This window comes from Novosphingobium sp. Gsoil 351 (genome assembly GCF_009707465.1).
GTDB lineage: Bacteria > Pseudomonadota > Alphaproteobacteria > Sphingomonadales > Sphingomonadaceae > Novosphingobium.
Genome location: NZ_CP046120.1, coordinates 776,401 through 795,112, shown reverse-complemented (window position 1 = coordinate 795,112; position 18,712 = coordinate 776,401). Strand labels below are relative to the sequence as shown.

16 protein-coding genes are annotated in these 18,712 nt (G+C 66.9%); 11 read left to right on the top strand and 5 right to left on the bottom strand.

Translation table 11 applies throughout. The features are described 5' to 3' along the window. The first annotated feature begins 42 nt into the window (after positions 1-42). From dnaE to GKE62_RS03725, 4 genes are read left to right on the top strand one after another with little or no spacing between them, the layout of a single operon-like run. Positions 43-3,555: a DNA polymerase III subunit alpha gene (gene dnaE / locus GKE62_RS03740; protein WP_154691070.1), complete on the top strand. Its 3,513-nt coding sequence runs from the start codon at positions 43-45 to the stop codon at positions 3,553-3,555. A gap of 9 nt (positions 3,556-3,564) precedes the next feature. Then, a complete protein-coding gene (locus GKE62_RS03735; protein WP_230206896.1) occupies positions 3,565-5,181 on the top strand; it encodes a long-chain fatty acid--CoA ligase in 1,617 nt (538 codons plus the stop codon). Between the two features lie 9 nt (positions 5,182-5,190). Beyond that, positions 5,191-5,595 carry a DUF1330 domain-containing protein gene (locus GKE62_RS03730; protein WP_154691069.1) on the top strand — a complete coding sequence of 135 codons (405 nt, stop codon included), beginning with the start codon at positions 5,191-5,193 and terminating at the stop codon, positions 5,593-5,595. Continuing rightward, positions 5,592-5,966, top strand: coding sequence for a DOPA 4,5-dioxygenase family protein (locus tag GKE62_RS03725; protein WP_154691068.1), 375 nt, complete (start codon positions 5,592-5,594; stop codon positions 5,964-5,966). The genes GKE62_RS03730 and GKE62_RS03725 overlap by 4 nt, the downstream gene beginning before the upstream one ends. A 4-nt stretch (positions 5,967-5,970) precedes the next feature. On the opposite strand, the gene GKE62_RS03720 is transcribed toward GKE62_RS03725, so the two are convergent. Then, positions 5,971-7,062 carry a PA0069 family radical SAM protein gene (locus GKE62_RS03720; protein WP_154691067.1) on the bottom strand — a complete coding sequence of 364 codons (1,092 nt, stop codon included), beginning with the start codon at positions 7,060-7,062 and terminating at the stop codon, positions 5,971-5,973. 311 nt (positions 7,063-7,373) lie between these two features. Between GKE62_RS03720 and GKE62_RS18770 the strand changes: the two genes are divergently transcribed. Next, a complete protein-coding gene (locus tag GKE62_RS18770; protein ID WP_370516085.1) occupies positions 7,374-7,667 on the top strand; it encodes a YbjN domain-containing protein in 294 nt (97 codons plus the stop codon). A 16-nt stretch (positions 7,668-7,683) separates the two neighbouring features. Here GKE62_RS18770 and moaB read toward each other — a convergent pair whose 3' ends face one another. From moaB to GKE62_RS03700, 3 genes are all read right to left on the bottom strand, one after another. Further along, the gene (gene moaB / locus GKE62_RS03710) at positions 7,684-8,211 is read right to left on the bottom strand and encodes a molybdenum cofactor biosynthesis protein B (RefSeq protein ID WP_154691066.1); all 528 of its coding nucleotides are present in this window, start codon (positions 8,209-8,211) and stop codon (positions 7,684-7,686) included. A 142-nt stretch (positions 8,212-8,353) separates the two neighbouring features. Then, a complete protein-coding gene (locus tag GKE62_RS03705) occupies positions 8,354-10,120 on the bottom strand; it encodes a lytic transglycosylase domain-containing protein (protein ID WP_154691065.1) in 1,767 nt (588 codons plus the stop codon). Then, positions 10,120-10,884, bottom strand: coding sequence for a hypothetical protein (locus tag GKE62_RS03700; RefSeq protein WP_154691064.1), 765 nt, complete (start codon positions 10,882-10,884; stop codon positions 10,120-10,122). Before GKE62_RS03700 ends, GKE62_RS03705 begins: the two co-directional genes overlap by 1 nt. Positions 10,885-10,958: 74 nt before the next feature. On the opposite strand from GKE62_RS03700, the gene GKE62_RS03695 reads away from it, so the two are divergent. The 6 genes from GKE62_RS03695 to GKE62_RS03670 all read left to right on the top strand — a co-directional run bounded on the left by GKE62_RS03695 (position 10,959) and on the right by GKE62_RS03670 (position 18,260). Then, positions 10,959-12,602: an electron transfer flavoprotein-ubiquinone oxidoreductase gene (locus GKE62_RS03695; RefSeq protein ID WP_154691063.1), complete on the top strand. Its 1,644-nt coding sequence runs from the start codon at positions 10,959-10,961 to the stop codon at positions 12,600-12,602. 69 nt (positions 12,603-12,671) lie between these two features. After that, a complete protein-coding gene (locus tag GKE62_RS03690) occupies positions 12,672-13,469 on the top strand; it encodes a 4-(cytidine 5'-diphospho)-2-C-methyl-D-erythritol kinase (protein ID WP_154691062.1) in 798 nt (265 codons plus the stop codon). 179 nt (positions 13,470-13,648) lie between these two features. Beyond that, entirely contained in the window at positions 13,649-15,370 is a 1,722-nt protein-coding gene (gene ilvD / locus GKE62_RS03685) for a dihydroxy-acid dehydratase (protein ID WP_154691061.1), read from the top strand. Next, positions 15,351-15,695, top strand: coding sequence for a hypothetical protein (locus GKE62_RS03680; RefSeq protein WP_154691060.1), 345 nt, complete (start codon positions 15,351-15,353; stop codon positions 15,693-15,695). The genes ilvD and GKE62_RS03680 overlap by 20 nt, the downstream gene beginning before the upstream one ends. Continuing rightward, the gene (locus GKE62_RS03675; RefSeq protein WP_370516054.1) at positions 15,679-17,073 is read left to right on the top strand and encodes an NAD(P)H-hydrate epimerase; all 1,395 of its coding nucleotides are present in this window, start codon (positions 15,679-15,681) and stop codon (positions 17,071-17,073) included. The genes GKE62_RS03680 and GKE62_RS03675 overlap by 17 nt, the downstream gene beginning before the upstream one ends. Next, positions 17,070-18,260 carry a class I SAM-dependent RNA methyltransferase gene (locus GKE62_RS03670; protein WP_154691058.1) on the top strand — a complete coding sequence of 397 codons (1,191 nt, stop codon included), beginning with the start codon at positions 17,070-17,072 and terminating at the stop codon, positions 18,258-18,260. Before GKE62_RS03675 ends, GKE62_RS03670 begins: the two co-directional genes overlap by 4 nt. On the opposite strand, the gene GKE62_RS03665 is transcribed toward GKE62_RS03670, so the two are convergent. Next, the gene (locus tag GKE62_RS03665) at positions 18,254-18,688 is read right to left on the bottom strand and encodes an MAPEG family protein (protein ID WP_154691057.1); all 435 of its coding nucleotides are present in this window, start codon (positions 18,686-18,688) and stop codon (positions 18,254-18,256) included. The two genes, GKE62_RS03670 and GKE62_RS03665, sit on opposite strands and share 7 nt — an antisense overlap. Between the last annotated feature and the right edge of the window lie 24 nt (positions 18,689-18,712).

Here is an 18,712-nt window from a genome sequence, read left to right as displayed (position 1 = left end):
CAACGACTCCTCAAAACCCTTTAGAACGCCTAGCTTCGCGCCATGCCGTTCGCCCCTTTCGTCCCGCTGCGCGTCCTTTCGTCCTACACCCTGCTTGAAGGGGCTATCGATCCGAAGGCGATCGCGCGGCTGGCGTCCGAGCGCGGATTTCCCGCGATCGCGATCGCCGATCGCAACGGTCTGTACGGGGCGGTGCCATTTGCGGCGGCGGCCGTAGAAAAGGGGGTTCAGCCGATCGTCGGATGCGTGCTGGCGGTGGCGCGGCCCGAGCGAGGCGGAGCGGCGAGCGGCTTTGGCGGACCGGCGGCGCCGACGATCGATTGGCTACCGCTCTATGCCCAGGACGAGACGGGGTATGTCAATCTTTGCCATCTGGTCAGCAGGGCGCACCTCGACCGCCCGCTCGAACTGCCCCCTCACGTTTCGCTCGCCGACCTCGTAGGCCGCACCGAAGGTTTGATCGCGCTGACCGGGGCGGGCGAGGGGGCGCTCGCGCGGCTGCTGGCCGAGGGGCAGGGCGAGGCGGCGGCGGTCTATGCGGCGCGGCTGGAGGAACTGTTCCCCCAGCGGCTCTACGTCGAAATCGCGCGGCGCGGCGACGCGATCGAAGACGTCGCCGAGGATGCGCTGATCGAGCTCGCTTATGCCCGCGACCTGCCGCTGGTGGCCACCAATCCCGCCGCCTACGACCAGCCCGGCTTTCACGCCGCCCACGACGCCATGCTATGCATCGCCGCGTCGACCCACATCGCGCAAGAGGATCGCGCGCGGTCCTCGTCGGAATCCTGGCTCAAGTCGGGACCCATGATGGCCGAACTGTTCGTCGATCTCCCCGAGGCGCTGGCCAACACGCTGGTCGTCGCGCAACGCTGCGCCTTCGCCCCGCCGCGCCGCGCGCCGATCCTGCCCAGCTTGGCGGGCGACCAGGCGGGCGAAGCGCGGATGCTGGCCGGGGATGCACGCGCCGGGCTCGCCGCGCGGTTGGCGCCATACGGCCCCATGGAAGCCGAGGCGCGACAGGTCTACGCCGACCGCCTCGAATTCGAGATCGACGTTATCAACCGGATGGGTTTCGCCGGGTACTTCCTGATCGTCGCCGATTTTATCAAGTGGGCCAAGGAAAACGGCATCCCGGTAGGACCCGGACGCGGTTCCGGAGCGGGGTCGGTGGTCGCCTGGGCGCTGACCATCACCGATCTAGACCCGCTCAAGCTGGGGCTGCTCTTCGAACGGTTCCTCAACCCGGAACGGGTGTCGATGCCCGATTTCGACATCGATTTCTGCGAAACCCGCCGCGGCGAGGTGATCCGCTACGTCCAGGCCAAGTATGGCCACGATCACGTCGCCCAGATTATCACCTTCGGCAAATTGAAGGCGCGCGCGGTGCTGCGCGACACCGGTCGAATCCTCCAGATGAGCTACGGCCAGGTCGACCGGCTATGCAAGATGGTGCCCAACCACCCGACCGACCAGTGGACCCTACCGCGCACGCTCAACGGCGTCGCCGAGTTCCGGCGCGAATACGAGCGTGATGACGAGGTTCGGCGGCTGGTCGATCTGGCGATGCAGCTCGAAGGCCTGCCGCGCAATTCCAGCACCCACGCCGCCGGGGTAGTGATCGGCGACCGACCGCTGGCTCAACTCATCCCGCTCTACCGCGATCCGCGTTCGGATATGCCGGTCACTCAGTTCGACATGAAGCACGTCGAGGATGCCGGGCTGGTCAAGTTCGATTTCCTGGGGCTCAAGACGCTGTCGGTGCTGCGCAAGGCGGTCGAGCTGCTGCGCAAGCGCGGGGTCGAGGTCGATCTCGATGCGCTGTCGTGGGACGATCCGGCAGTCTACGCACTGCTCCAGCGGGGTGATACGGTGGGGGTGTTCCAGCTCGAATCCGAAGGGATGCGGCGCACGCTCAACGCGGTCAAGCCGACCGCGTTCGGCGACATCATCGCGCTGGTCTCGCTCTATCGTCCCGGCCCGATGGACAACATCCCGTTGTTCGGGCGGCGCAAGAACGGGCTCGAGCCGATCGAGTATCCGCACCCCAAGCTCGCCGAAATCCTCGCCGAGACGTATGGCATCTTCGTCTACCAAGAACAGGTGATGCAGGCCGCGCAGGTGCTGGCGGGTTATTCGCTGGGCGACGCCGACCTGCTGCGCCGGGCGATGGGCAAGAAGAATCAGGCCGAAATGGACGCTCAGCGCCAGCGCTTCATCGACGGCTGCCGCGACGTTTCGCAGATCGATACAAATAAGGCAGGCGAACTGTTCGACTTGATCGATAAGTTCGCCGGGTACGGCTTCAACAAGAGTCACGCTGCAGCCTACGCACTGCTGTCGTATCAAACCGCGTGGCTGAAAGCGCACTATCCTGAGGAATTCTACGCCGCCTCGATGTGCTTCGACCAGCATCAGTCGGAAAAGCTGGCGGTGTTCGTAGACGATCTGCGGAGGAATGGCGTGGTGCTGGCCGCGCCCGACATCAACCGTTCCGAAGCTGAATTCACGGTCGAGCGCACCGATGACGGCTATGCGGTGCGCTATGCTCTGGCGGGCATCCGCAACGTCGGCGAAAAGGCGATGGAGGGCGTTGTCGGTGAGCGCGAGGCGAACGGCTGGTTCGCCAGCCTGGAGGACGTGTTCCGCCGCTGTCCGCAGGGCACCATGAACCGGCGGCTGGTCGAGGGTCTGGCAGCTGCGGGGGCATTCGACGGCCTGGAACCCAATCGCGCCAAGGTCTTTGCAAACATCGATCTGCTGCTGTCGGCCGCCGACGAGGCCGCGCGCAGCCGCAGCAGCGGGCAGGCGGCCTTGTTCGGGGGAGAGGACCACAACGCGCCCGCTTTGCGCCTGGCCGACGCCGAGCCGTGGGGGCGGGCCGAAGCCATGGCCAAGGAGCGCGAATTCTTCGGGTTCTACTTCGCCGCGCACCCGGTCGAGCAGTACCGCGCAGTCGCCTCCGCCAACGGTGCGCTGAGCCATGCCGCGCTGATGGCCGGCAGCGCGGGCGGCGATGCTCAGTCCGGCCGCCGCCCGGCGGTGATGGCGGCGCTGGTCGAAGCGGTGAACCGGGGACGGACGAAGAGGGGCAACGATTTCATCCGCGCCGACTTTTCGGACAGCAGCGGGCAGTTTTCCGCAAGCTGCTTCGAAGAAGCGCTGGTCGAGAGCTTCCAGGCCTGGGCCAAGACCGGCACTTGTCTGCTGCTCAACGTCGAGCTCGACAGCCCCAGCCCTGAAGAACCGCCGCGGATCACAGTCCGCTCGGCGCGTCCGCTGGCGGAGGTCAAGAGTGCGGCCAAGATGCTGCTGCAATTGGAAGTTTCCTCGCCCGAGGCTATCGCCGAGCTTGCCCTGATGCTTCCTCGCGACCCAGCGGGTACGGGCGAAGTTCGCGCGCGTTTGCGCACCGCGGGCGGGGTGGCCCCGCTTGTGACGCTTGGCCGCGACTTCCATCTCGACTCCGATCTCGTGGAACGGTTGATCCCGATCGATGGACTTGCCAATGTCGCGCTGACGACGCGCGGTGAAAGGAAGCTGCGGCTGGTCCACTAGGAGAGAGCGATGACACTGGGCGCAATGCAGGACTGGCCGCTCAGAGTGACCCACCTGATCGATCACGCCGGTCGGGAATATGGCCAACGCGAGATAGTCAGTCGCTGGGCCGACGGAAGCGAGACGCGGACAAACTGGGCGGGTATCCGCCACGATGCGCTGCGTATGTCCCAAGCGCTCCATTCCGCTGGCGTGGGCAAGGGCGATCGCGTTGCCACCCTGGCGATGAACCATGCTCGCCATCTGGTTACCTGGTACGGCGCGGTGGGGGTCGGCGGGGTGCTCCACACGATCAATCCGCGCCTGTTCGACGAGCAACTGACCTATATCGTCAACCATGCCGAAGACCGGGTGATGCTCTACGACGCTGTGTTTCAGCCGATCATCGACCGGCTATGCGATCAGTGGCCCACGGTCGGCCTGTACGTCTGCTTCGATCCTCCGCCGGGATCGGACGTGCTCAGCTTCGAAGAGTGGATCGGCGCCTACGACGGGAATACTGCCTGGGCCGACGGTGACGAGCGCGATCCGTGCATGCTCTGCTATACCAGCGGCACCACCGGTCACCCCAAAGGCGTGCTCTACGAACACCGTTCGACCGTGCTCCACGCGATGGCGGCGGTGCAGCCCAACTTGTTCAACTTCGATTCGCGCGCGGTAATGCTGTCCGTGGTGCCGATGTATCACGCCGCGAGCTGGGGTCTGCCGTGGGCGGGGGCAATCCCGGGGATCAAGTTCGTCTGTTCGGCGGTGAACGATCCTGCGGTGCTCTGCGATTTGATGCGCCGGGAAGGGGTGACCCATTCGGCGGGCGTGCCGACGGTCTGGCTGGCGATGTTCGCGCAGCTCGATTCCGATGGAAAGGACGTGCGCGATCTCGGCGCGCTCACCACCGCGGTGATTGGTGGCTCGGCATGTCCTCGCTTCATGATCGAGCGGTTGATGAACAATGGGGTGCGCGTCGCCCACTTGTGGGGGATGACCGAGACCTCTCCTGTAGGAACTGCGGGAGCCTATCCGTGGAACTGGGAAGAAATGAGCTTCTCCGAGCAAGTCGATCTGGTCTCCCGCCAGGGACGTTCGGCGTTTGGGGTCGAATTGCGCTGCGTCGATCTCGACGACCCGACCAAGGCTCTGCCGCGCGATGGCGTGACCTCGGGGGCGCTACAGGTGCGCGGCCCGTGGGTGATCAAGCGTTACTTCAAGGCGGAGGCGGACTGCACCGATCCCGACCAGTGGTTCGACACTGGCGACGTTGCGACGATCCATCCCGACGGTACGCTCCAGCTGACCGACCGGACCAAGGACGTGATCAAGTCGGGCGGCGAGTGGATCAGCTCGGTCGAGCTTGAGAATGCGGCGGTCGGTCATCCCGCGGTGGCCGAGGCGGCGGCGATCGGGATCTATCATCCACGCTGGGACGAACGCCCAATCCTCGTGATCGTCCGCAAGGAAGGCGCCGATTGCTGTGCCGAGGACATCAAGGCCCACCTCGTCGGCAAAGTCGCCAAGTGGTGGCTGCCCGATGCAGTGGAATTCGTCGACGACATCCCCCACACCGGCACCGGCAAGATCAGCAAGAAGGACCTGCGTGAGCGGTTCAAGGACTACAAGCTGGCGGACTAGGAGCCGAGAATGCCCCACATTGATCCCAGCCGCGAGAACTGGGCAGCGTTCAAGGCGTTGCCTCGTGATACGCCGATCCACATGCTCAACCTGATCAAGTTACGCGCTGTGGCCGAGTATCCCGAGGGGCACCCCAACCACGGCAAGGCCCTGAGCGGACGTGAGGCCTACGACATCTACAAGGCCGGAATCGCCCCGATCATCGCCGCAGCGGGTGGCGGCATGGTCTGGCAGCCGCCACTGGAATGCGTGGTCACCGGCCCTGCCGACGAGTGGGACGAGGCGTTCGTAATGGGCTATCCCAACTCGGCGGCATTCATGGCGATGGTCAAGAACCCCCACTACATCGCCGAGGTCGTGCCCCATCGCAGCGCCGCAGTGGCCGACAGCCGTCTCATCCGGTTCGCCGGGTGAGCGGCGAAGCGCCATGGCACGCGCACATCTACTACACTCTTGCCGACCGGGCGGAGGCTGCGGCGTTGCGCGACCGTTTCGGCGCCGATCCGCGCGTGCTGTTTACCGGGCGGATGGTCGATGAACCGATCGGCCCGCACCCGATCCCGCAGTACGAGATCCACTTCCTCGAACCCGCGCGAGACGCCGTGATCGCCGCGATTGCGGCGGCGGGGCTACGCGCGCTGATCCATCCGCTTACCGACGACGACCTCGCCGACCACACCACGCTCGGTCACTGGATCGGCGAGCCGGTCGCGCTCGACATCGGCGTGCTAGATCCGCCGGGGTTCAACCAGGGGGTTGCGCGCTTCGGGATCGGCGAGTTCTAACCCTTCACAGCAGGCTCAACTGCCCATTCGCACTCGGCCGAATGAAGCCCCCGCAATCGAGATCGATCTTTACCTGACCGATCCCCGCGCGTCGGCATGCGAGGCGGAAACGCGTGCGGAACAGGTCGGCCCAGACGCCTTGCGGCTTCATGCGGCTGAAGAATCCTGGATCGTTGTCCTTACCGTCGCGCACCGATCGGACGATGCTCATCACTTTGCCCGCGCGCTCGGGGAAATGGGTCGCGAGCCATTCGCGAAACAGCGGAGCGACCTCGTAAGGCAGACGCAACATGATCCAGCTCGCCGAGCCGACCCCGAGCGCCCCGGCGCGATCGAGGATGCTCTCCATGAACTCGTCGGTGATCGCGGGGATGACCGGGGCGATCGAGACGTGCGCGGGAACGCGCGCCTCGACCAGCCGTCCCAGCGCGGCGAGGCGCTTGGCTGGGGCTGAGGCGCGGGGTTCGAGCAGGCTAGAAAGCCTCGGATCGAGACTGGTCACCGATATGCCGACCGCGACCAGCCGGTGCCGCGCCATCTCGGCCAGCAGATCGAGATCGTCGAGCACCCGGGTGGACTTGGTGGTGATCGTAACCGGCTGGCGCGCCTCAAGGCACACCTCGAGCACCGCGCGCGTGATCCGGTAGCGTCCCTCGATCGGCTGGTATGGGTCGGTGTTGGTACCCATTGCGATCGGCGCGGGCGTGTAGCGCGGATTGGCGAGGGTGGCGCGGAGCAACTCGGCAGCGTTCGGTTTGGCAAACAGCCTCGTTTCGAAATCCAGCCCGGGGGAGAGGTCGTGAAAGGCGTGGGTAGGACGGGCGAAGCAGTAGATGCAGCCGTGCTCGCAACCTCGATAAGCGTTGATGGAGCGGTCGAACGGAATGTCGGGCGACCGGTTGAAGCTGACGATGGTCTTGGCGTGCTCCTCGGTTACCGTCGTCCGCAACTTCGGCCCCGGCCCGTCGAGACCATCGCGCTCATCGAGCCAGTCGCCATCCGCCTCGCGCACCCCCAGCCCGAACCGCACCGGCACCGCGCCTGATTGCGCGCCGCGACCGTGGACGGGACTCTGGCTGGACCTTTGATTGGTCATGACCTGATTAGAACATAAAAAGAACAAAATGGAAAGCAAGATTGACTTGGCGGATTCCCGATGAAACGATCCGTACCGGTTTACGGGGGGAATCCGATGCGCATCGTCACGTCTTTCGCCGCGGCCTTATTCGCGCTGATCGCTTTGTCGTCACCAGCTGCTGCCGCCGATTCCTGTCCCGGCGGGCTAATCTGCGCCTCGCGCCCGGGAGAAGTAGCCAGCGCGTTGGGCGAGATCGGCTTCAAGGCCAAGCTGAGAAAGAGCGACGTCGATGGCGATCCCGTCATCGACAGCGCGGCTAGCGGCTACAAATACATGATCTTTTTTACGGCTGCCAGAACAACTCCAACTGCACCTCGCTGCAGTTCCGGATCACGTTCGCGCAAGATGGCACCAATTCGGCGGCGCTCGCCAATGAATGGAACCTCAAGAAGCGGTTCTCGACGATGTCGTTCGATCCCAACGATGGAACGTTGGCGATTAGCTACGATTTCAGCACGCTGGGCGGCCTTAACAAGGCCAACTTCGCCGACGTCGTCGATTGGTGGCAAACGATGATGGGCGAGGCGAACAAGTTCTTCAAGGAACACCCGGCTCCGAAGTAGGCGCTGCGGAAAATCGTCAGACTTCGCGCAACCGCGGCATCAGCTCGACGAAGTTGCAGGGGCGGTTCCGGGCATCGAGTTGCTCGGACAGGATCAGGTCCCAGCCGTCCTTCACCGCGCCGTTCGAGCCGGGGAGTGCGAAGATGTAGGTGCCGCGCGCCAGCACCGCCATTGCCCGCGACTGCACGGTCGAAGTGCCTATGGTTTTATAGCTGAGCCAACGGAAAAGTTCGCCGAAGCCCGGAATGTCTTTCTCCTTGACCCGGTCGAGCGCCTCGGGGGTCACGTCGCGCCCGGTCAGCCCGGTGCCGCCGGTCGAGATCACGCAGTCGATCCGGGAATCGTCGATCCAGTTGTTGAGCCGGTCGCAAATGCGCGGAACGTCGTCACGCTCGATCGCGCGAGCGGCGAGGGCGTGGCCCGCGGCCTTGATCCGTTCGGCGAGAATGTCGCCGGAAGTATCGTCGGCGGCGGTGCGCGTGTCGGAAACCGTCAGCAGCGCAATGCTGATCGGCTTGAACGCGCGCTCGGGGTCGATTGCCATCAGCGTCTCATCTGAATGATTTGCGCCTCCCTTATCCGCTCATGTCGAGCGTAGTCGAGACATCATGTCTCGACTGACGACAAAGTCGGCAGTTCACCCTGAGCCTGCCAGCAGGCTCGACATCAGCGGGGTGTGGAGCAGCTCAGCGTAGGCTGGAAGCGACACGCACTGCCGGCGCACCGGTCAAACCGGGGAACTTCGGCCACTTACCCTCGGCCAGCCCGGCACGACTGTCCGATTGGCCTCCCGCCTGGTTCTCGTACATCCAGTAGTTGCGCATCACCACGCTGACGTAGCCGCGGGTTTCCCAGTAGGGGATCGATTCCATCCACAGTAGCGGATCGCCGCCATCGCGAATCTCGCTGTTCCAGCGGGTTACCGGGGCGAGGCCGGCGTTATAGGCGGCCATGATCTTGGGAAGTAGTCCCCCAGTCGCACTAGAGTCGCGCAGCATTTCGAGGTTTTGCTGCCCAAACGCGAGGTTTGTGGCAGGATTTGTCAGATCCACTGCCGCGGCATTGAGCGACAGCGCCGGGCTGTGCTGGCGCACAGTGATCGGGGTGATCTGCATCAGCCCCCTGGCTTGCGCCGGGCTGACGACCGCGGTGCGGAAATTCGATTCCTGCAAGGCATGGGCATAGACCAGCGCGGGATCGACCTTCCATCCGTTCGCCGGGGTCCACTTGGGGGTGGGATAGCGTGCGGCATCGTCGGGGCGGCCGCCCGAAGGTGCGTTGTAGGCCATCCATAGCTGGGTCGATGCCAGCCCCAGGTCGCGGGCGAGGCGGGTGAGGGCGGCATATTGGCGCGGATCGCCGATCTTGGCCTGATACCGCAGAACCTCGTCGGCAAGATCCTCGCGGCCGATTTCGGCGAGCGCGACAGCCGCGCGGACATTGCCGGTGCCCCGCAGCGCCTGCCAGTCCTCACCGCTGAAATCGGGCGATGCGCGCAAGGCCGGTTCCTTCAGGCCCAGCGCCTCGGCCGCGAGCAGGCCATAGAACGTCTCGGTCTTGCGCGCCGCGGCGCGCAAATTCGTGGAGACCTTCTCGGGCACGCGGCAGCGGATCCACGCGCGGCTCGCCCAGTAGTTGCCCGCGGCGGCAAGATCGGCGTTTTCGGCCAGCGCCGCGGATTTCTCGAAGGCGTTGGCGGCTTCCTCGCACCCGCCCAGCCGCCATGCGGCCAGGCCGGTGGTCCACCAGCCCTCGGCGACCCACGGTCCGCTGCCGTCGGCGACGCTGCGTGCGACGCTGAGCGCCTGGGCGTCGTCGTTCTCGATATAGAAGCTCCACGCCACTCGCTGGCGCCATTCGGCGCGCGCCTCGCTAGAGAGCGATGCGTCGATCCCGTCGAGCAGCGCGCGCGCGCCGGTGGGATCGTCGTTCTTGATTGCGAGCAGAATGGCGTCGGCGATGCTGGCCGGCATCGTCCCGTCGGCGGTGCTGCGCGGGCGCAGGCGCTTGGGCGCGCTCGATACCGAATAGAGCCGCTGCGCCTGGACCAGCCCGGGCAGTTCGGTCGCGCCGCGCTTGACGGCCAGGCGCGAAAGCTGGTCGGCCCACGGCAGGTCGGGCGCCTGCTGGACGAGCTGGACCAGTGGCGCGGCATCGGCCTTGGGAGAATTGGCGGCGAGGTAGAACTCTGCCTTCGCGACCGCATGGAGCGGGCCGTCGGGCTTCTGCGCCAGCATCGTCTGGACCGCGGCCCAGTCCTCGCGGCGCTCGGCGGCGAACAGCGCGGTGTAATAGTCGCGCTCGTCCTTGGTTAGCACGCTGGGCGCGTTGCGGCTGTCCCCGCGCAGGCGGAAATAGTCGGCCGAGGCGCTGTTGGCCGATGCCGGGACGGCCGTCGCCAGCGTCACGACCAGCGTCGCGGCGGCCAGCTTCAGAGCGGTCTTTGCCAGCATCAAGTCCCCAATCCGGTCGGCTCCCACTCGAGCCAGCGTGTCCACAGTCCCCGCTTCAGAGCCGGGCGCTCGAGCAACGCCTCGAGCGCAGGCGCGAGCATCAGCGGGACGCTCGAACCTTCATGGTTAAATCGGGGTGAAGATTGAGCGACTTGCGCCGGATCGTGGCCGAGAAGCGATGAAATGTCCTTTCCGAACACGATCAGCCGCTGTGGGGCGGCCAGTCCGATGTGATGGGCGAGCACTTCGCCGAGCCCGGCGGCGGCGAGCGCGGACCAGTCCGGCGCCGCGATCGGCCTGGGCAGGACGCTGGCCAGATAGATTTGGTCGCGGTCGAACCCGAACGCGGACAGGATCGCGGACAGCAGTCGGCCCTGCCTGCCAGAGAGTAGTGCCGCCGAGTCTTGGGCTTCCGGCATCGCCACCAGGACCATCAGCGGCGCTCCGTGGGGACCGGCGGGCATCACGCGCTGCGCGGCGGGGGCGGGATCGAGGCTCGGCTCGGTCAGCCACCAGGCGGGGAAGTCGTCCAGCGTCTTTGGCCAAAGCGCGCGCTCGCCGCCGATGCGAGGACGCGTGGCTACGCGCGGGGGTTCGGCCTGCGCCGGCGCGGATTCAGCGCCGGTGTCGCTAGTGGCCGCGCGCTTGTCGGCCAGCCAAACGGTGGCTTCGTCGGCAAAGGCGAGGTCGACCCCCGCCTCGCGCCACCAGGCCTGCGCCGCGGCGAGTTCGGCCGCCCAATCGGATGTTTCGCGCGGGTCCATAGTCGGGCGCGGTCTTGACCTGCCCGGCCCCAGCAATCAAGGCGGGAAGCACGACAAACGAGGGAGGTGCCGCCGTGAGCGAACGCGAATCGATGCCCTATGACGTGGTGATCGTGGGCGGCGGCCCGGCCGGGCTGGCCGCGGCGATCCGGATCAAGCAGATCGACGCCGAGTTGACCTGCTGCGTCCTCGAAAAAGGCTCCGAGATCGGCGCACATATCCTTTCTGGCGCGGTCGTCGATCCGCGCGCGCTCGACGAGCTGCTGCCGAACTGGCGCGATGACGGGTGCCCGATGGGCGAGGTCGAGGTTGTCGAGAACCACCACTGGGTGCTCAGCGAGACCCGCCAGTATTCGCTGCCCGAAGTGTTCATGCCGCCCTTCATGTCCAACGAGGGCTGCTATACCGGCAGCCTCGGCAACTTGTGCCGCTGGCTGGCGGGCAAGGCCGAAGAGCTGGGGGTGGAAATCTTCCCGGGCTTCCCGGCGGGCGAAGTGCTTTATGATGGCGACAAGGTGATCGGCGTCGCCACCCAGGACATGGGGATAGCCAAGGACGGCAGCCACAAGGGCGACTATCAGCCCGGGATGGAGCTCCACGCCAAGTACACGCTGTTCGCCGAGGGCGCGCGCGGCAGCCTGACCAAGCAGCTCAAGGGCAAGTACGACCTAGAGCGCGATTGCCAGCCGCAGGTCTACGGACTCGGCATCAAGGAACTGTGGGACATTCCCGAGGACAAGCACTTCCCCGGCCGGGTGATCCATACCCAGGGCTGGCCGCTGAGCGAAAGCGATTCATGGGGCGGCGGGTTCCTCTACCACCAGGCCAACAACCAGGTCGCGCTCGGCTTCGTCACCGCGCTCGATTACAAGAACCCCTACGTCTATCCGTTCGAGGAATTCCAGCGCTGGAAGCAGCACCCGGCGATCCGCAGCGTTCTCGAAGGCGGGCGCCGCGTATCCTACGGCGCGCGGGCGATCAACGAGGGCGGGTGGCAGTCGGTGCCCAAACTGGCGTTCCCCGGCGGCGCGCTGATCGGCTGCAGCGCGGGTTTCGTCAACGTGCCGCGGATCAAGGGCAGCCATACCGCGATGAAAAGCGGCATGCTCGCCGCCGAAGCCGCCGCGAAGGCGATCAAGGGCGGGGCTGAGCATACCTCGCTGACCGACTATGACACGGCGGTGCGCTCGTCTTGGATCGCCAAGGAGCTCAAGCTCGTCCAGAACGCGCAGCCGCTGGTCGCCAAGTTTGGCGGCGAACTGGGCACCGCGCTGGCGGGGATCGACATGTGGCTGCGCCAGATCCGCCTGCCGATCGTCCCCGCGCTCAAGCATCACCACGACAGCGAAGCGACGATGCGCGCCGACCTGTTCCGCCCGATCAAGTATCCCAAGCCCGACGGGACGATCAGCTTCGACCGGCTTTCGAGCGTGGCGCTGAGCTTCACCAACCACGAAGAGGACCAGCCGGTCCACCTCAAGGTGGCGGATCTGGAGCTGCAGCGGACCAGCGAGCTGGGCGTCTTCGCCGGGCCCTCGACGCGGTACTGCCCGGCGGGGGTCTACGAGTGGCTCGGCGTCGAGGAAGGCCAGCCCAAATACCAGATCAACGCCCAGAACTGCGTTCACTGCAAGACCTGCGACATCAAGGACCCCAACCAGAACATCACCTGGACCACGCCCGAAGGGGGCGGGGGGCCGAACTATCCGAATATGTGATGGGGGCCCCATCGCGCAGACCGACATCCCCCTCTCCCAACCCTCTCCCCTGAAGGGGAGAGGTCCAAGATGAACGAAACCGCCTACGCCAAGATCAACCTTGCGCTTCACGTCCGGCGGCGGCGGGAGGACGGGTATCACGAACTCGAGACGCTGTTCGCGTTCGTCGATGCGGGCGATGAGCTGAGCGTCGAGACCGCGCCGCGAGACGAATTGCACGTCACTGGAGTGTTCGCGCCCGCGCTGAGCGATCCGCTCGGCAACATCGTCGCCAAGGCACTGGGCAAGCTGCCCCGGCGCGAGGGCTGGCGGGTAACGCTCGACAAGCGGCTGCCGGTGGCGGCGGGGTTGGGCGGCGGTTCGGTCGATGCGGGGGCGGTGTTTCGGCTGTACGACGCGCGGTTCGGCCTGCCTGATGACTGGCGCGAGCGCGCGGCCAGGCTGGGTGCGGATGTTCCGGCCTGCGTGAAGAGCAGCACCTGCATCGGGCGCGGGACGGGGATCGATCTCGAGCCGGGGCCGCAGGATTTGGCGGGGACGCCGGTGCTGCTGGTGAACCCGCGCGTGCCGCTGGCGACGGGGCCGGTGTTTGCCGCGTGGGATGGGGTGGATCCGGGTGCGCTGCCCGGCGGCACCGCGCGCGAAATTGCGCTGGCCGGGCGCAATGATCTGGAGGCTCCCGCTCTCGGCCTTTGTCCCGTGATAGGTAAAGTGCTTGCCTCCTTGCGCGACACATCGGCGTGGCTGGTCCGAATGTCCGGTTCGGGCGCGACGTGCTTTGCGTTGTTTGAGACTTCCGAACACCGCGATGCTGTGGCGGAGGGCCTGCCCCGCGAGTGGTGGCGGCTCGCGGGAAAGCTTCGCTAAAACTCACACCGTCGCCCCGGCGCAGGCCGGGGCCTAACCGGACTCGCGAACTCGCGGCGCCGTCCGATGGGGAGAGCTTGGTTGGGCCCCGGCCTGCGCCGGGGCGACGGGTTTGGTAGTGGTGGGGCTTGACCCATGCGCATCCCCCCGCAAAGGCATCGCGCGACGAGGATACCGCCATGACGCACACATTCGACAAAGCCAAATTGCCCAGCCGCCACGTTTCGGTAGGCCCCGAGCGCGCGCCGCATCGCAGTTATTACTATGCGATGGGGATGACCGAGGAGCAGATCGGGCGGCCGTTCGTCGCGGTCGCCAGCGCGGGCAACGACAGCGCGCCGTGCAACACCGTGCTCGATTTCCAGGCCGATATCTGCCGCGAGGGCGTCGAGGCTGGCGGCGGTACGCCGCGCCGGTTCAACACCATCACCGTCACCGACGGCATTGCGATGGGCCACCAGGGGATGAAGTCATCGCTGGTCAGCCGCGAGGTGATCGCGGATTCGGTCGAGCTGTCGGTGCGCGGGCACTGCTACGATGCGCTGGTCGGGTTCGCCGGGTGCGACAAGAGCCTGCCCGGCATGATGATGGCGATGCTTCGGCTCAACGTGCCGTCGATCTTCGTCTATGGCGGGTCGATCCTGCCGGGGCGTTATCAGGACCGCGACGTGACCGTGGTCGATGTGTTCGAGGCGGTGGGCCAGCATGCCGCGGGCAATTGTCCGCTCAAGGACCTCACCGCGTTGGAGAAAGTCGCCTGCCCCGGTCACGGGGCGTGCGGTGGACAGTACACCGCCAACACCATGGCCTGCGTCGGCGAAGCTATCGGTTTGTCCTTGCCTAACAGTAATATGGCCCCAGCTCCTTACAAATCGCGCGAAGAAGTGGCGCGTGCCGCGGGCCGTCAGGTGATGGAATTGCTCGCGCGCAACATCCGCCCGCGCGACATCTGCACCCGCGCCGCCTTCGAGAACGCCGCGCGCGTCGTCGCCGCGACCGGCGGTTCGACCAACGGCGCGCTCCACCTGCCAGCGATGGCGAGCGAATGCGGGATCGAGTTCGACCTGTTCGACGTCGCCGAGATCTTCAAGTCGACTCCCTACGTGGCCGATCTCAAGCCCGGCGGGAAATACGTCGCCAAGGACATGTACGACGCTGGCGGGGTCTACATGGTGATGAAGACGCTGCTGGACGGCGGTATGCTCGATCCGTCGCCGATGACAGTCAGCGGCAAGACGCTGGGCGAGAATATCGAAGAAGTCACCTGGAATCCCGACCAGAAGGTGATCTATTCGTTCGATAAACCGCTGTCGCCGACCGGCGGCGTTGTTGGCCTGAGGGGCTCGCTCGCGCCCGATGGGGCGATCGTCAAGGTCGCAGGGATGCACCGCCTGAAGTTCACCGGCCCGGCGCGGGTGTTCGATTGCGAGGAAGACTGCTTCGCCGCGGTCGAGGCGCGGCTGATCCGCGAGGGCGAGGTCGTGGTCATCCGCTACGAAGGCCCCAAGGGCGGGCCGGGTATGCGCGAGATGCTCTCGACCACCGCCGCGCTCTATGGCCTGGGGATGGGCGAAAAGGTCGCGCTGATCACCGACGGGCGCTTTTCGGGCGCGACGCGGGGCTTCTGCATCGGCCACGTCGGCCCCGAAGCGGCCGACGGCGGCCCGATCGCGCTGGTCGAGAACGGCGATACGATCAGCATCGATGCCGAAGCGGGGACGATCGATCTGATGGTCGACGGCGCCGTGCTGGCCGAGCGCCGCAAGGCCTGGCGTCCGCGCTCGAACGACTACCAGTCGGGCGCGCTGTGGCGCTACGCCCAGAACGTCGGCCCGGCGAGCAAGGGTGCGCTCACCCACCCCGGCGCGAAGGCCGAAACGCATGTCTATGCGGATATTTAGTCTGGCATCGGCGCTGGCGGTGAGCTCTTGCGGCAGTTCGTCCGGCGCGCAGCCGGCGGGCGAGCAGATTGCCTGCGCGCTCGACGGCGCGGCCGGATTTGCGCGGGTCTGCTCGCTCGAACGGAGCGGATCGCAAGTCACCGTGCGGCGTCCCGACGGCGGTTTCCGGCGGTTCGAGATCGTCACCGACGGTGGTCTTGCCGCGCTCGACGGGGCCGGGGAAGCGCGCGAAACCGTGCTCTCGAACGGGATGATCGAAGCGCAAATCGATGGCGACCGCTATCGTTTCAGGCTCGAGGCGCCCGGCAGTGCTGCAAAGCCCTGACCAGATACTCACCATCGCGCAGATGCGCGCGGCGGAGCAGGCGCTGATCGAGCGCGGGAGCAGCGTCGAGGCGCTGATGGACATCGCCGGGCGCGGCGCGGCGGAATGGATCTGGCGGATTTCGGGCGGCCGCGCGGTCACCGTGCTGTGCGGGCCCGGCAACAACGGCGGCGATGGCTGGGTGATCGCCGAGACGATCCGCGCGCGCGGCGGCGAAGTCGCGGTGATTTCCCCGCAGGAGCCGGTCTCCGTCGCGGCTCAAAGTGCCTGCGCCAAGTACCACGGCGCGCTCGTCGAGCCGGATGCCCGCCGCGGGGGCGAGGTGTTCGTCGATTGCCTGTTCGGCAGCGGCCTCACCCGCGCGCTGTCCGCCGAATCGGCCGACCTGATCGCCCGCCTGGCCCGCCATCACCACGCCGCCGTCGCGATCGACCTGCCCAGCGGGATCGAAAGCGATAGCGGGGCGGTGCTCAACCCCGGGTTGCCGCACTACGACCTCACGATCGCGCTGGGGGCATGGAACTTCGCGCACTGGAGCATGCCGGCGACGGCCATGATGGGGCAGCGGCGCCTGTTCGGGATCGGCTGCGCCGGGGTCGCCGGAGCCGCGCGCCTGCTCGCGCGTCCCGGGCTGAGGCGGCCAGCGGTCGACGCCCACAAGTATTCTCGCGGCCTGCTGGGGATCGTCGCGGGTACGATGCCGGGCGCCGCGCTGCTGGCGGCCAGGGCGGCGATGCACGGTGGAGCCGGGTATGTGAAGCTGCTGGGCGAGACGCATGCGCCGCCGCCGGAGCTGGTCGTCGACGAGCGTCCGTTGGGGCAGGCCCTGGATGACCGCCGCTGGTCCGCGATCCTCGTGGGTCCGGGGCTCGGTCGCGACGATGCCGCCAGGGCGCGGCTTGCGGCGGTTCTCGCCACGAATCGGCCCACGGTCGTCGATGCCGACGCGCTGACCTTGTTGAGCCCCGCCGACGCGCCGCTTGCCGCGGCCGTCCTCACCCCGCACGAAGGCGAGCTTGCCGCGTTGGAGCAATCGTTTTCACTTCCCGGCACCGGCCTGCGCCGCGACCGCGCGCTCGCCGTGGCGAAGGCGACGGGCGCGGTGGTCTTGCTCAAAGGCGCGGACAGCCTGATCGCTATGCCCGACGGGACGCTGATCCTCGCCCCCGCCGCACCGAGCTGGCTCTCGGTGGCGGGCAGCGGCGACGTCCTGGCGGGCCTGCTGGCGTCGCGCCTCGCGGTCCATGGCGAGCCGCTGCGCGCGGCCGAAGAGGCGCTGTGGCTGCATGGCGAGGCGGCACGGATCGCGGGACCGGCGTTTACCGCGGGTCAGTTGGCCGAGGCGGCGCAAGGGGCGATCGCGGCGGCGCTGGAATGAGCGATCCCGAAGCCATCCTCCGCGTCGCCGCCAAGGGCGACGGGATCACCGCGAGCGGGCGTCACGTGGCGTTTGCCGCGCCGGGCGATACCGTCGGGGCGGACGGCTTGGTTAAACCGGGCGCACATCATGCGACCCCGGCGTGCCGCCATTTTGGCACGTGCGGGGGCTGCGAGCTGCAGCACCTCGACGAAGAAACGCTGGCCCAATTCGTGTTCGACCGCGTTGTCAACGTGGCGGCGGGGCAGGGGCTGGAGCCGCAACGCGTTGCGCCTGCCTATCTCTCGCCCCCGCGCACCCGACGCCGGGCGACGCTTCACGCCGAACGCGGCGCAATCGGATTCCGCGCGCGCGGATCGCACCGGATCGTCGACATGCGCGAGTGCCATGTTCTGGATCCGGCGCTGTTCGCGCTGGTCGCGCCGCTGCGCGCGCTGCTCAAACGGTGGCCCGGCAAGCGGCTGGCGGCGGACGTGCACCTCGTGCTGGTCGATCAGGGCGTCGCGATCGATCTCAAGGGGCTGACGCTCGACGGATTGGCGCAGACCGAGGGCCTGCTCGATTTCGCGCGCGATCACGCGCTGGCGCGGCTGACGCTCGATCAGGGCTATGGACCCGAAGCGATGTGGGAGCCCGAGCCGGTCACGGTCGCCCTGTCGGGCGTCGCGGTCGGGTTGCCACCGGGCGGATTCCTTCAAGCGACCGCCGATGCCGAAGCGGCGCTATCGGGCGCGGTTCGTGAATGGCTGGGCGCAAGCGCCACGGTGGCCGATCTGTTCGCCGGGCTGGGGATGTTCGCCTTCGCGCTGGCCGGAACCACCAAGGTTCTGGCGGTCGAAGCCGCGCAGGATGCGCACTTCGCGTGCAAGGGGGCCGCAGGGCGCAGCGGGAAGCTGGTTCATGCGGTTCATCGTGATCTTTACCGCAATCCGCTGCGGACCGAGGAGCTCGACCGCTTCGCCGCGGTGGTGCTCGATCCGCCGCGTGCGGGGGCGCGCGATCAGGTGGCGCAACTCGCCGCCTCCCAGGTCGCGCGCATTGCCTATATCAGCTGCAACCCTTCGAGCTGGGCCAAGGATGCCGCCGCCCTGGTCGCGGGCGGCTACCGGCTCGCCGAACTGCGCCCGATCGGCCAGTTCCGCTGGTCGACCCACGTCGAGCTGGCGAGCCTGTTCATCCGTCAGTGATGAAACACCGCGAACCCGGCGTGAACGGTCAGGGCCATCAGCACCAGCGATGACAAGGCGAAGATGAGGAACCGCACCACCACCCGGTTGACCGTCGCCTGGACGAGGCTGTGGACGATGCGCAGCGCGACGTAGGCCCAGCCCAGCGTGGCGTTGAGTCCGTCGCCCTGGCCGGTGATCGCCAGCACGATCGCTATCGCATAGAACACCGTCGGCGCTTCGTGCAGGTGGTTGTAGTTGTGCGCTTTCCACTGGACCTCGGGCGGCAGCACCTCGTCGAGCGACTTTCCGGTACCGCCGGTCAGGTTGGCCGTATCGATCTTCGCCTTGCCCATCGCCGGGATGCGGGTGGCGTACATCCACACCCACATCACCATCGTCCAGGCGGCCAGCACCACCAGCGGCTTGAGGATTTCCATGCCCACCATTCCCGTCACTCCCCCTGAATTGCT